We start from the raw sequence: 12916 nt of genomic DNA on the forward strand, positions 1-12916 counted from the left end.
AACAAGCCGATGCACGCCACGGACCTGATTCACGCAAACTTGGGGGTTGCTTGTCAATCCATTCACCGCACCCGCTTCAACGCGCTGTTGACCGCGACGGCGGCGGCCCTGGACGGGCAGACCACCTCGGTTACCGGTCTTGGCCGGGCATCGCAGCGGCAGATCACAGAAAAGGCGAGCATCAAGCAGATGGATCGGCTGGTGGGTAACCCCAGGATGCATCAAGAGGCGGCGACGGTTTATCAGGCCATGGCTCACTGGCTGGTTGGCCAGGAAGAGCGCCCGGTGATTCTGGTGGATTGGTCGCCGGTGGCAGTGGATGAGAGCATTCACGTGTTGCGCGCCTCGGTGCCCGTGGGTGGCCAGGGAAGAACCCTGTACCAGGAGTGCCACCCTCAGGCCAAGTACGCGAACCGCCAGATTCAGGAGGATTTTTTGAAGCACCTCTCGGAGGTTTTGCCCGCCGGAGTCTGCCCGGTGATCGTCACGGACGCCGGCTTCAAGAAACCCTGGTTTCGCGCCGTGGAGGCCTTGGGCTGGGACTGGGTGGGCCGAGCGCGAGGCCTGGTCCAGATGACGCGGCCAGGCGAGGACACCTGGCTCAATACCCGCGAGTTGGGGTGCTTGCTGGATGAGAATCAGCCGACCCACATGGGTGCCTTTGCCATGACTCGTAACGATTCGTTGGTGTGCCAGGTGTATGGCCTGCGCAAGACTCTCCAAGGGCGTATTCATGCGACCCGGTCTGGTCAGCGTGCCCAGAGCGGCAAGAGTCGCGCGCATGCAGCGGGCGAACGGGAACCCTGGGTGATTGCTACCTCCCTGCCAGGAGGGTCGAAGATCACCGACCGGGTGATAGCCCTCTATTCGCTGAGGATGCAGATTGAAGAGGATTTTCGAGCCAGCAAGAACGAGCATTATGGACTTGGCGTGAATCGCTCCAGGTCCCGCTCCGCGCAACGATTTGATGTGCTGTTGCTGATTGCTGCCCTGGCCAGCTTCGCAGCCTGGTTGGTGGGCTTGGCAGCAGAGCACGAGGGACGCCACCGTCATTACCAGCCGAACACGGCCAAGCGACGGGTGTTATCCCACTTTTTCCTGGGATTGAGGATATTGCGGCGGGAATCCGCCAACATCCTCGACGACACCTTACACCGCATCAGATCGGCCATACGAACTGTGTTTGCCGCTGGGATCCCTGCATGATTTCGTGGGGATATCCCAGGGCTGGACCGCCAGGGGATATTGCGTCCCAATCCCCTACGCAATCGCCCCAGGCGCACAACCGCGCAACTTCGGCCCTTTCTGTTCGAGCCGGCGCAGGTCGAGCGGTTGCTGAGCCTCGCCGCCAGTTTGCCCGAGGCGCATCGAACCCACCGCCGCGGAGCGGCTTATCGAATCAGCTTTGTATTGATGTACACGCTGGGATTGCGGGTCGGCGAGGTCGCGCGACTCTGTCATGGCGATATCGACTGGGAACGCCGCTGCCTGATCATTCGTCAAACCAAATTCGCCAAGACACGCTTGGTGCCCTTCGGCCCCCACCTTGAGGCACAACTGCGTCGGTATCTGGATGCTGGCCAGGATAATGGCTCGGCGGTGACGACGGACCCGGTCATCTCGTTGTCCCGTGATCATCGCCAGCCGCTCAGCAGCCATTCAATCAGTCGCGTGTTCCAACAGTTGCTTGCGCATCTTGACCTGACGATTCCTCCGGGGGTGGCCGCCCCACGACTGCATTGCCTGCGCCACTCCTTCGCGGTGGGTACCCTGCTGCGGTGGTATCGCAGCGGTGTCGATCCCAATGCGCGCCTGAGCTGGTTGTCGACTTTTCTGGGACATATCGATCCCAACTCGACCGCCGTCTATCTGACCATCACCGATGCGCTGCTTGATGAGGCCAATACGCGTTTCGAGCGCTTTGCCGCACCGACCTCGCGGGAGGTACACCAGCCATGAGCACCACCACACTCGGGGCGCTGCTGTACGGCTTTTTCGAACACGACCTGAAAACACAAAAAGGCGTAAGGGCAGCGACCATCAAGAGCTATCGGGATGCCCTGCGCCTGTTCTTGCTGTTCGTCGCCCGTGAGCGGAAAGTACAGCTCAGCACCTTACATCCAGAAGACCTCACCGCTGTGCGGGTGCGACAGTTTCTGACCTTCCTCGAGCAGGAGCGCCACAACCAGGTGCACTCGCGCAATCAACGCCTGGCCGCACTCAAGACCTTCTTCAATTTTCTCGCAACTCAAGCACCTGAGCACTTCGTCGAGGCCGAGGCGGTCATGGGCATTCCCGTCAAACGCAGCCCACCGCCTGCAACGGTTTTCCTGGTGCGCGAAGAGATGCAGGGGCTGTTCACCGTCTTGCCCACGACGGGACCGCTGGCGTTACGCGACCGCGCCCTGTTGTTGTTTCTCTACAATACCGGCGCCCGTGCGCAGGAGGTGGCAGATCTGCGTCAAGGCCACTTGGAACTGGATCGTCGGCGCGTGCGCCTGCACGGCAAAGGCGACAAATGGCGCCTTTGCCCACTGTGGGAGGAGACCGTCCGGTTGCTGGAGCTACTCATGCAACCGCGTACCGATGCTGCCGCCGACAGTGCGGTCTTTATTTCCCAGCGCGGCCAGGCACTGACGCGGTTCGGGATTTACAAGATCGTTCGCCGACATACCCGAGGGCTCGACAAGCGCGGCCAGGATGGACGGCCGGTGAGCATCTCGCCACATGTCCTGCGTCACAGTGCGGCCGTCGGGTTGTTGGAAGCCGGGGTCGATGTCAATGTCATTCGAGCCTGGCTGGGGCATGTGAGTCTGGAAACGACGAACCGCTATGCGGAGATCACCATCGCCATGAAGGCGGCGGCGATGCAGGCGTGCGAACCATCAACCGGAACGCCAGCCGTTGAGGCCGGCTTTCCAACCAGGCGCCGCTGGCGGGACGATGCCGCTTTGCTTGAATGGTTGCAATCACTCTGAGCGTTATGTGCCCAGTGTCCCGGTCGCCGCTTGGCGATTCGGGACTTGCGCGGCCACTGGCCACATAACCGGACTCGGCACATAACACTGATTATGTGGCATGCCACATAATCGACGTATAAGCGTTCAGGGAGGCCACGCTTGCTCAGGGCCTGGCGGAGCACGGGCAGGAAGGCGCGGGTGTTCTCCGACAGGGCGAAGGCGGCATGGGGGATCACCCGGGTGGCATCATCCATGAAGGCGATCAGATAGGTCTTGCGGCGCACGCGCCCCTCGACAGTGACACTGGGGCCGTGCATGACATCACTGGACCACAGTTGACCGGCCTGGGCGAAGGCGAAGCGGCGGCGATCCTGGTCATGAACGGCCTCGGCCTGGCGCTGCATCAGCCCATGACGGGTGAACAGGCGGTGGATGGTGGAAGGCGGCAGCGGCAGATCCGCGTCCACCGCGCCATTGTCGCGCAGGTGTCGGATCACCTGGCGCACGGACCAGGAGGCATGTTCCTCCTTCAAGGCGATCAGGGCCTCGGTGACGGCCGCTGACAGGCGCCGGGGCTGGCCACGATCCTGGCGTGATCTGGGCAGCAGGGCGTCAAAGCCCCCCTGGCGGTACTTCTTCATCCAGTCCCGCAAGGTCTCGGCGGCCACATGGGTGCGATCACTGCCGGGGATCTGATGGGAGCGGGCGGCAATGGCATTGAGCTGGGTGTAGAGGCCGGGCGCGCCGGGCGGTCGACGCACCAGGTCGGCGATCAGCCCGAAACGGAACAGGGCGATCTCGTGGCGCAGGTCATGGGAGGGATCGGGCATGGCAGCGTCTCCAGGGCGAACGACCCAAACGGTCGCTCCACGACGCTAAGCCCCGCTGCCAGGGGCGGGTCAGGGCCCATTGTGTGTTGGTCCAGTGATGGACTGGACCCACCGCCAACGCGCTGGTGGGCAAAACCGAGTGGCGGCGGCAACTGATCAAGCCAGGGCGCGGTCATCTCACGCAGAGCGGGAAGCAAGGGGGTCTGACCCAATGCGATCTGGCAGGCAGTCACGGTGGGAGCGCAGTCAGTGAGCAGGTCGGGCAGCAGGCCCCTGAGGCGGTGCAAGCAATCGCCCACCGCATCCTTGCGGCGGCGTACCCAACGCAGGGCACCCGCCTCCTCGATGTCGGGGCGCAGGATCCTGGCGGCCGCCACCAGACTGGGGGTCGTCTCCGCAGTCATCACCGCCCCCTCTACCGTCTGCAGCGTTCCCGACCAGCGGGCCGCCAGACAATCGGGTATCAGGGAAAACGTGCGATGCCCCAACGGGCAGTACCAGCGGGCGATCCGCGCTCCCCAGGGCCGTTTGCGCGCATAGCTGCCGTGGCGGGCAAAGCCACAGCCACCGGCGGGATGCAGCGGACAACACGTCAGGCTTGCCTTCAACCAGCCTTGCTCGGTAACGTATTGTTCGCCGGTTAAGGGCGTTCTCAACCGCAATAGCACACCGGCTACCGGCCCGCACGGGGGCTACCGTGGCGGGCCACTTTTATGGGTTGGCCTCAAATCATGCCCCCGTCCGCCCCGGTTCCGCCAGCCCGGTGAGCCAATCCGGGCAGCTGACCTCACACCCGATTCACACTCTGCCACCACTCTGGCCCTATCAACGGGGAAATAATCCGCTTCAGATCAGGCGGTGATCAGCGATTGGGGGTGGGAAACAACAATTATTCAGGGTGTTGCGCCCCGCTCGCGATCCCATCCCATACACGGGCGCGATGTGACTCAGTGTCTGGGCGCCTCGCTCAGCAAGGCCTCAAGCGTCTCTGCCTCCAGGATGGCATCAGCCCAGGTTTCCAGTTGCTCGGAGCCAGCCTGGTCGAGCCGGGTCTGCGCCCATGTGGGGATCGCGCCGTACTTCTTGGCGATCAGACGGGCCAGCATGCGACGAGTGCCTTGTTCCAGCCCTTGTTCCAGCCCTTGCTCAAGCCCCTCCTGGCGCCAGCGTTCCGGCCACTTCTTGATGCGTTCAGCCAACATGGTGTGTACCTCATGCAGTTCCTGTAGATCGTTCAGCTCGGGCAACTCCATGCCGGGTGCCCGATGGGGGAGCAGGACACGCCGTATCCAGACCACGAAGGCTCGGCGCAGGCCCGTCTGCTCGGGTGCCTTGAGCCAGTCCACCAGCTTGCCCAGGACATTGAGCATCTCCTGCTCGTCACGGTTGTTCTCCAGCCGGAAGAGGGCGGCGACCACATTGCGTGCCGGCTCCGACCAGGCCGGGTCATTGACGATGGCCCCTTCATCCAGCAGGAGGTAGCCAAGGGCAGGGCGGTAGCGCTCCAGTCCCCCTGGTACCTGTTCGACCAGATCGGCGATGTCAGGTGCCGCACGCCAGCGTTCCTCTCCATTGTAGAGCACCACCGGCAGGACAGGCGGCAGCTTGCCGCTGGGCGTGAGTTTGTTCTGGCGGATCAGATCCTGGTAGAGCAGTCCCACATAGCTCATGATGCGCACCGCCATGAAACGGTCCACGCTGCTTTGAAATTCCAGCAGCAGGTAGACATACAGCCAGTCCTTTCCCCAGCGGACGCGCCAGATGATGTCATCCTCGCGATCGCGCAGTTCGTCGGTCACGTAGGAGCCGCTGACCTTCTCCAGGCTGGTGAAATCGAGCTGTTCCACCCAGGCTTCCCTGACGAAACCGGTCAGCAGGTCGCGAACCATGCGTGGGTGAGAAAAGAGCAGCTTGTAGCTGTTGTCGTGATGGGTCATGGGGGCAGGCGGTCTGGTCATCCGGTGTAATGAATGGGGCCATGATGAGGATACCCCAAAGGTGCGTCGAGATCCTCGAATGGAAACGTATCCAGGGCCGGTAATTTCACAATATTCACAGACTGTTCTGATGGATTTTGGTGGTGCAGTGAAGGGCCGGAAGCTGGGGTGGGCGCAGAGGGCAGAACTCGTTTTTGGGGGCTGCATAGCGTGCCCAGGATTGTGCCGTATGCCGGCAGGTGTCTGGTGTGGCAGGTCTAAATCGACGTTGATTGGCACATTTTGGAAGACCTTCTGTTTCTTTAAAATCAAGGGCTTGTGAGTTATTAGCCGATTTAGAGTCGATTAACGCCGATATGTGCCCATCCATGTGCGCCCATATTTTCTGCACTCCGAAGCTGAGGTATCCCCACGTTTTCGCAGGCAGAATTCCTTGTGAAACAGTGGGATAAGAGGAGGTAGGGGTGGACATGCACCGGCAAGATCGTGATTCTTTAAGGTTACGAAGCCGAAAAAGAAGCACGAAACAAGCCGATGCACGCCACGGACCTGATTCACGCAAACTTGGGGGTTGCTTGTCAATCCATTCACCGCACCCGCTTCAACGCGCTGTTGACCGCGACGGCGGCGGCCCTGGACGGGCAGACCACCTCGGTTACCGGTCTTGGCCGGGCATCGCAGCGGCAGATCACAGAAAAGGCGAGCATCAAGCAGATGGATCGGCTGGTGGGTAACCCCAGGATGCATCAAGAGGCGGCGACGGTTTATCAGGCCATGGCTCACTGGCTGGTTGGCCAGGAAGAGCGCCCGGTGATTCTGGTGGATTGGTCGCCGGTGGCAGTGGATGAGAGCATTCACGTGTTGCGCGCCTCGGTGCCCGTGGGTGGCCAGGGAAGAACCCTGTACCAGGAGTGCCACCCTCAGGCCAAGTACGCGAACCGCCAGATTCAGGAGGATTTTTTGAAGCACCTCTCGGAGGTTTTGCCCGCCGGAGTCTGCCCGGTGATCGTCACGGACGCCGGCTTCAAGAAACCCTGGTTTCGCGCCGTGGAGGCCTTGGGCTGGGACTGGGTGGGCCGAGCGCGAGGCCTGGTCCAGATGACGCGGCCAGGCGAGGACACCTGGCTCAATACCCGCGAGTTGGGGTGCTTGCTGGATGAGAATCAGCCGACCCACATGGGTGCCTTTGCCATGACTCGTAACGATTCGTTGGTGTGCCAGGTGTATGGCCTGCGCAAGACTCTCCAAGGGCGTATTCATGCGACCCGGTCTGGTCAGCGTGCCCAGAGCGGCAAGAGTCGCGCGCATGCAGCGGGCGAACGGGAACCCTGGGTGATTGCTACCTCCCTGCCAGGAGGGTCGAAGATCACCGACCGGGTGATAGCCCTCTATTCGCTGAGGATGCAGATTGAAGAGGATTTTCGAGCCAGCAAGAACGAGCATTATGGACTTGGCGTGAATCGCTCCAGGTCCCGCTCCGCGCAACGATTTGATGTGCTGTTGCTGATTGCTGCCCTGGCCAGCTTCGCAGCCTGGTTGGTGGGCTTGGCAGCAGAGCACGAGGGACGCCACCGTCATTACCAGCCGAACACGGCCAAGCGACGGGTGTTATCCCACTTTTTCCTGGGATTGAGGATATTGCGGCGGGAATCCGCCAACATCCTCGACGACACCTTACACCGCATCAGATCGGCCATACGAACTGTGTTTGCCGCTGGGATCCCTGCATGATTTCGTGGGGATATCCCAGACTCCGAAGGCAGGGGTCGCAGGTTCGAATCCTGCCGGGCGCGCCATAAAATAGATAACAAAAACAGCCGCTTACAGGTTATCCTGGGCGGCTTTTTTTGGTTCTGAATCGGGCGGATGAGGTGCCGTGTTACTGATATGTTCCTGTCATCAAGGGCGGCCTGGGGCGTGCCGGTACTGTGGCCGCTCGGGTGCTGATCGAGCGCGGGTATGCCCCGGATGGCGCATGGTCATGGTGCGAACGGGTGCGATCGAAAATACCCTTCAGGAGCAGCATCTATTGACCGTTTTCCGCCCTGGGTAGCGCTGAACCCACGGGGCTCCCCGATGCTGCCCGACAGGAAGACGCCCGACGCAACAAAAGGCCAGGGCGAGGCTGACAGTCAGCAGCCCGGCCCCCCGAGGCTGTGCAGGTTTTGACGGATTCATGGACAATGCCGCGACCTGACCTCTCACGGCAACGACCCTGAGCCAATCGCCCGCCGGATCAAGGAGGCGGTGCGTACGGCGACGGGGTTGTCCTGCTCGATCGGCATCGCGCCCAACAAGCGGCTGGCGAAGATGGCTTCGGAGTTCGACAAGCCGGATGGTCTTACGCAGGTAGGTTCGGCGGGTCTGCTGGCCGCCAGCCGGGAGTGTCTGCGCCGGGCGCCGATGGATCGGCCGTTGCGGCTGCTGGGCGTGCGCGTGAGCACCCTGGTGCCGGTTGTCAATGTCGCTGAAGACCCGGTGCTCTGGGAGCAGGGCGAGTTGGCCTTCGATGAGTGAAGCCGTGGGCGTTCGGCCTGCTACCCAACGCCCCGCGAAGGCGACAACCGTGGTAGCAGTAGCCCGCTTCGAGCGCGCCATTGGCCGTGCTCTATTGGAAAGCGTCTCGCCAGGAACTTGTCTTCAAGACGCGCCTGAATCACCAATGCAGCGATGGCCACCACCAGTATCAGACCAGCGGCAACACTGGGGGCAAGCATGGCCAGGCCGACACAGGTGACGGCGTCCCCGAGATACATGGGGTGGCGCGTGGAAGGGAACAGGCCACCGCTGCGAACCAGCTCCTGCGGCTCAGTGCAGGTAACACCTTTGCGGCGAAGTACGGTGTAGTGCGCCAGCGTGATGCAGCCACCGACGACCACCAGTAACTGGGCGAGGGGGATAGCTGGACTCGGCCAGCCTGGTAGCCCACCCGCTACGAAGCGCTCAATCACCAAGCCGATGAGTACGCCACTGGCTGCCACCTTTGTCCACCACGCTGCCGAATCTTTCAGAGTCATTGTTTCTACTTTGCTGATATGGATGCCTGATTTCGACCCTGAGCGCTCGCTAAGCCTTGCAAAGCTCTGTGCGGTGTCTTGGAAGCTATTCTTGCCGGCTTCGTGGTGGATGCACGCTGGATGGAGGATCGGGGCTGGCTGGACCGGCTGGAGCGCGGTGTTTTCCGACGCCCCGGCCCGCAACCTGTACCCCCCGACTGGCAGAGTTGCGTCCTCTCTCCAGCACATCATGGATTATCAGGCCGCATGTGGGCGGCATATCCGCCCTCGGTCTACAGGGCTACCACCACTATCTTTCGCTTGGTGCGCACCCCCCCCGTCTGGCTCCACGGCGATGACACTCCAAGCTGGCTTTCACGCCTGACCCTCGACGCAGCGCTGGGAAGTCGGCCGCTGTCCCTGTTCAGTGATCCGGCGCTACCTTATTTCGAAGCGATCGGCTTGCCTCAGGCACAAACCCTTCCAGCCGTCCGCTGGAAACTCTTCAGCCTGAAAAAGCTTGAAGTGGCTGATCTGGAGCAGGCACTCGAAGGCAGTTAGCTTGCAGGGATCCTTCGTAGTCACTTCTTCAAGGTGGCCAGGAGACGTCCAAGCGTCCCACCAAGGCCGTCTCAGTATGGGGGGAGTGTCCGCAGCCTGGGTCTGTGCGGGCTTTGGTCCCGAAGAACCGGGCGGCAGCTCAGGGCCGACAGCCGACACCAACCTTTTGCACTCAGGTTAAACCTGCAGTGCAGGTGGCATGTTGGGGCCCAAAATTTCCAGCACCTGGGCGCTATCGAAGGATCTCCGCTGGACAACCCGGGCAAGTGGGTGGACATTATGACGCATGAACCCGCATGAACCCGCATGCGCTGCAGGAGTTGATTGCTGATCTCGCCGAGGCGTTCGCTCTGCCCGGCGTGGTCGCTGGTGTGTGGCGCGCCGGGAAGGAAAGCATTGCTTGCCACGGGGTGACGAGCATCGAGAACCCGTTACCGGTCGATAAACACACGCTGTTCCAGGCGGGTTCCATTGGCAAGACATTGACCGCCACGGCGGTGGTCAGGTTGGCAGAGGCCGGGCACGTGGACCTGGACGCGCCGGTGCACCGGTACGGGCCGGGATTTCGTCTGGCGGATTCCGCCGCAACCGCCCAGGTCACGCTGCTGCAACTGCCCAATCACACCGCGGGCTGGGAAGGTGACTTCTTTCCTGACAGGGGGGGAGGAGACCTCCAAGGAGTGCCACCCATGGAATTTTCTAAAGCGTTCAGAGGGCGGGAACAGGACTTCTTGACCATCTGCCGGCTCAGCATGCGACGGGTGCCTTGCTCACGCCCCTCCTGGCGCCAGCGTTCCGGCCACTTCTTGATGCGTTCAGCCAACATGGCGTGTACCTCAGGCGACAGGGTTGGTGCGGCCGGATCGACCAACTGCATGTATCCTACGTGTGACGTGGATCGACAGGAGAAATTGCCGTGTTCGAGTTGGATGAACGTCTGGAGGCGGACAGCGTGGCAGTGGGAACGCGGGATGGCTGTCTGGTGAGGCTGTTCCGGGACGCGCACTATCCCTGGCTGCTGGTGATCCCGGCGATGGGCTGCTTCCGCGAGTGGTGGGAACTCACACCTGGTCAGCGCATGGCGGTGGATGGGGTGCTTGCCGAATGTGCTCGTGTGCTGTCAGTCCTGCCCGGCGTTGAAAAGACGAACCTCGCGACACTGGGCAATCTGGTGCCCCAGTTGCACTGGCACGTGGTGGGGCGCCGCGCCGGTGATCCCGCCTGGCCGGGGCCGGTCTGGGGGCACGGTGATCCGCAGCCCTACGCTCCCGAGGAGCAGGCCGACCTGGTAGCCCATCTGCGCCACGCGCTGGATCTTCATGCTGTTGACGAGGCTGAATCAGGCTATGTGCGATAGGTCGGCTCGCTCAACCCAGACCCTCCTTGCCATTGATGCCGCCTGGACACCCAACCAGCCCAGTGGCCTGGCCCTGAGCATGAGGCCTGGACAACCCGGGCAAGTGGATCGACATCATGACTTTATCCTGACCTATGGTGATCCAAACTACTCCGACCAGGCCGGGTCATTGACGATGGCCCCTTCATCCAGCAGGAGGTAGCCAAGGGCAGGGCGGTAGCGCTCCAGTCCCCCTGGTACCTGTTCGACCAGATCGGCGATGTCAGGTGCCGCACGCCAGCGTTCCTCTCCATTGTAGAGCACCACCGGCAGGACAGGCGGCAGCTTGCCGCTGGGCGTAAGCTTGTTCTGGCGGATCAGATGAGTTATTGTCAAATCTGGTGTACGGCGGTCAGGCGGCCTTCCTGTCTGACTGATCGATTACTTGCTCTCCGTCCTGGAACTTGACGTTGTTGACGACCAGTTCCAGTTTCTGGAAATGCTTGATGCGTCTCCAGCGCTTCTGGGCACTCTGGAGCAGCTTGAATACCATCGCCAATGTCGTCGCCCGGGATCCGCAGCTCCGGCTGCGCTTGGTCCGCAGGCGAACCGTGGAGAACGTCGATTCCACCGGGTTGGTGGTTCGGATGTGCACCCAATGCTCCGCAGGGTAATCGTAAAATGCCAGCAGCTCATCCCGATCCTTTGCCAGGCAGGCCATCGCCTTGGGGTACTTGGCCTCGAAGCGTTTCAGGGTGCGATCAAAGGCCTGGTGAGCCATTTCTCGGGTCTGCGCCATCCAGATTTCCTGGAGATCGGACTTGACCTTGGGCTGCACCGACTTGGGCAGCTTGTTGAGCACATTCGCTGTCTTGTGGACCCAGCAGCGCTGATGGTCCGTCTGTGGATAGATCTTGCTCAGCGCTGCCCAGAACCCCATGGCACCGTCGCCCACAGCCAACTTGGGGCCGGTGGTGAGGCCGCGCTCCCGCAAGTGGGTCAGCAGCGCCTCCCAGCTATCCGCCGACTCACGGAAGCCATCCTCGACAGCCACCAGCTCCTTGCGGCCATGCTCCGTGACCCCGATGATCACCAGCAGGCACAAGCGGTCATCCATGCGCACCTTGCTGTAGATGCCGTCAGCCCACCAGTAGACGTAGCGGCGGTCTGACAGGTCCTGCTGCCGCCACGCTGTGTGCTCATCCTCCCACTGCTTCTTGAGCCGTGAAACCGTGTTGGCCGAGAGCCCCTTGGCCTTCTCACCCAGCAATGCCCTCAGGGCCTCCTGGTAGTCCCCGGTGGAGACCCCCTTCAGGTAGAGCCAGGGGATCAACTCCTCAACGCTGCGAGCCCGCTTCAGGTAGGGCGGCAGCAGACTGCTGTTGAAGCAGGCGCCACCGCCACTGCGGTCACGCACCTTGGGCACCTGGACGCTGACATCACCGATCCCGGTCTGCACCGTGCGCTCGGGCAGGTAGCCATTGCGAACCACCGCCTGGCGCCCATCGTCGAGGCGCTGCTCGGCATGCTGCGCCAGGAAAGTGGCCAGTTCGGCCTCGACCGCCTGGGCAATCAGGTCGCGGGCACCCTGGCGCAGCAGCTCGTGCAGCGGATCCGTGGCCTGCGGTTCTGGTTGTGAAACAGCTTGAAGGGTAGACTTGGTCATGGCGTATCCGCTTTTGTTGATTGAGATCTTGGTCGTGATCAATCAACAGGATACGCCACCTTCACTTCCTTCCCCCATACACCAGATCTGAGCTTAACTCGGATCAGATCCTGGTAGAGCAGTCCCACATAGCTCATGATGCGCACCGCCATGAAACGGTCCACGCTGCTTTGAAATTCCAGCAGCAGGTAGACATACAGCGACGCTGCGCGCCGATGACTTCGACGCCTTCTACCAGCAGCGTAAGCGCCGTCTGCTGGAGATTATCAAGAAGGCCATGGGCACTGGGTCAATGGTGGGGTCGGAACCAGCTTGATGTTTTGTCCATTTTGTCTAAAATGGACAAAACATTGCTCCCTGCAAGAATGGAGGGTCTCATGCGCACCATCACCGCCAGCGAGGCCAAACAGGGCTTTGCCAAGTTAATCGATACCGCCAGCCGGGAGCCGGTAATTATCCAGCGCCAGAAGCGTGATGTTGCTGTGGTGCTCTCCATGGCAGAGTACGAACGCCTGACAAGACTCAACATCGCCGAGTTCCAGCGCTTTTGTGACCGCATCGGTAGTCAGGCCAAAGCCGCTGGCCTGGACGAAGCCAAACTGACTGAGTTGCTCGCCTCGGACGATTGAA

General features: G+C 61.6%; 14 protein-coding genes and 2 pseudogenes. 9 read left to right on the forward strand and 7 right to left on the reverse strand.

Annotated elements, in window-relative coordinates; all coding sequences use genetic code 11:
- Positions 1–9 precede the first annotated feature (9 nt).
- The 3 genes from ECTOBSL9_RS06590 to ECTOBSL9_RS16470 are packed head-to-tail and all read left to right on the forward strand — an operon-like array spanning position 10 to position 2978.
- Positions 10–1206, forward strand: coding sequence for an IS4 family transposase (locus ECTOBSL9_RS06590; protein WP_063463543.1), 1197 nt, complete (start codon positions 10–12; stop codon positions 1204–1206).
- A gap of 39 nt (positions 1207–1245) precedes the next feature.
- Positions 1246–1959 carry a tyrosine-type recombinase/integrase gene (locus ECTOBSL9_RS06595; protein ID WP_168161542.1) on the forward strand — a complete coding sequence of 238 codons (714 nt, stop codon included), beginning with the start codon at positions 1246–1248 and terminating at the stop codon, positions 1957–1959.
- The gene (locus ECTOBSL9_RS16470) at positions 1956–2978 is read left to right on the forward strand and encodes a tyrosine-type recombinase/integrase (RefSeq protein WP_082829786.1); all 1023 of its coding nucleotides are present in this window, start codon (positions 1956–1958) and stop codon (positions 2976–2978) included. The genes ECTOBSL9_RS06595 and ECTOBSL9_RS16470 overlap by 4 nt, the downstream gene beginning before the upstream one ends.
- A gap of 416 nt (positions 2979–3394) precedes the next feature.
- On the opposite strand, the pseudogene ECTOBSL9_RS17660 reads toward ECTOBSL9_RS16470, so the two are convergent.
- From ECTOBSL9_RS17660 to ECTOBSL9_RS06615, 3 genes and pseudogenes are all read right to left on the reverse strand, one after another.
- Positions 3395–3790, reverse strand: a pseudogene (locus tag ECTOBSL9_RS17660) (helix-turn-helix domain-containing protein); the annotation flags it as partial.
- Positions 3733–4446 (reverse strand): hypothetical protein, encoded by a 714-nt coding sequence (locus ECTOBSL9_RS06610; RefSeq protein WP_240481073.1) that lies wholly within the window; start codon positions 4444–4446, stop codon positions 3733–3735. The gene ECTOBSL9_RS06610 and the pseudogene ECTOBSL9_RS17660, both read right to left, overlap by 58 nt.
- A 291-nt stretch (positions 4447–4737) precedes the next feature.
- On the reverse strand, positions 4738–5727 hold the full coding sequence (locus tag ECTOBSL9_RS06615; protein ID WP_063464399.1) for an Rpn family recombination-promoting nuclease/putative transposase: 990 nt from the start codon (positions 5725–5727) through the stop codon (positions 4738–4740).
- A gap of 534 nt (positions 5728–6261) precedes the next feature.
- Between ECTOBSL9_RS06615 and ECTOBSL9_RS06620 the strand changes: the two genes are divergently transcribed.
- On the forward strand, positions 6262–7458 hold the full coding sequence (locus ECTOBSL9_RS06620) for an IS4 family transposase (protein ID WP_063463543.1): 1197 nt from the start codon (positions 6262–6264) through the stop codon (positions 7456–7458).
- A gap of 516 nt (positions 7459–7974) precedes the next feature.
- A complete protein-coding gene (locus ECTOBSL9_RS06625) occupies positions 7975–8244 on the forward strand; it encodes a hypothetical protein (protein ID WP_240481074.1) in 270 nt (89 codons plus the stop codon).
- Positions 8245–8264: 20 nt separating this feature from the next.
- Here the strand turns inward: ECTOBSL9_RS06625 and ECTOBSL9_RS17825 are convergent, their stop codons facing one another.
- Entirely contained in the window at positions 8265–8744 is a 480-nt protein-coding gene (locus ECTOBSL9_RS17825; protein WP_063464401.1) for an isoprenylcysteine carboxylmethyltransferase family protein, read from the reverse strand.
- Between the two features lie 78 nt (positions 8745–8822).
- On the opposite strand from ECTOBSL9_RS17825, the gene ECTOBSL9_RS17470 reads away from it, so the two are divergent.
- The 3 genes from ECTOBSL9_RS17470 (at position 8823) to ECTOBSL9_RS06640 (ending at position 10641) form a co-directional block, all read left to right on the forward strand.
- Positions 8823–9284 carry a hypothetical protein gene (locus ECTOBSL9_RS17470; protein WP_240481076.1) on the forward strand — a complete coding sequence of 154 codons (462 nt, stop codon included), beginning with the start codon at positions 8823–8825 and terminating at the stop codon, positions 9282–9284.
- 296 nt (positions 9285–9580) lie between these two features.
- Positions 9581–10270, forward strand: coding sequence for a serine hydrolase (locus ECTOBSL9_RS17475; RefSeq protein ID WP_082830044.1), 690 nt, complete (start codon positions 9581–9583; stop codon positions 10268–10270).
- Positions 10201–10641 (forward strand): HIT family protein, encoded by a 441-nt coding sequence (locus ECTOBSL9_RS06640; RefSeq protein ID WP_168161543.1) that lies wholly within the window; start codon positions 10201–10203, stop codon positions 10639–10641. The genes ECTOBSL9_RS17475 and ECTOBSL9_RS06640 overlap by 70 nt, the downstream gene beginning before the upstream one ends.
- A 147-nt stretch (positions 10642–10788) precedes the next feature.
- On the opposite strand, the gene ECTOBSL9_RS06645 is transcribed toward ECTOBSL9_RS06640, so the two are convergent.
- The 3 genes and pseudogenes from ECTOBSL9_RS06645 to ECTOBSL9_RS16935 form a co-directional block, all read right to left on the reverse strand.
- Positions 10789–11016, reverse strand: coding sequence for an Rpn family recombination-promoting nuclease/putative transposase (locus ECTOBSL9_RS06645; RefSeq protein ID WP_063464403.1), 228 nt, complete (start codon positions 11014–11016; stop codon positions 10789–10791).
- 16 nt (positions 11017–11032) lie between these two features.
- A complete protein-coding gene (locus ECTOBSL9_RS06650; protein WP_063465985.1) occupies positions 11033–12286 on the reverse strand; it encodes an IS256 family transposase in 1254 nt (417 codons plus the stop codon).
- A gap of 92 nt (positions 12287–12378) precedes the next feature.
- Positions 12379–12486: pseudogene (locus tag ECTOBSL9_RS16935) on the reverse strand (Rpn family recombination-promoting nuclease/putative transposase); the annotation flags it as partial.
- A 177-nt stretch (positions 12487–12663) separates the two neighbouring features.
- Here ECTOBSL9_RS16935 and ECTOBSL9_RS06655 point away from each other — a divergent pair.
- Positions 12664–12915: a type II toxin-antitoxin system Phd/YefM family antitoxin gene (locus tag ECTOBSL9_RS06655; protein ID WP_040405933.1), complete on the forward strand. Its 252-nt coding sequence runs from the start codon at positions 12664–12666 to the stop codon at positions 12913–12915.
- Position 12916 lies beyond the last annotated feature (1 nt).

Source organism: Ectothiorhodospira sp. BSL-9, from assembly GCF_001632845.1.
GTDB lineage: Bacteria > Pseudomonadota > Gammaproteobacteria > Ectothiorhodospirales > Ectothiorhodospiraceae > Ectothiorhodospira.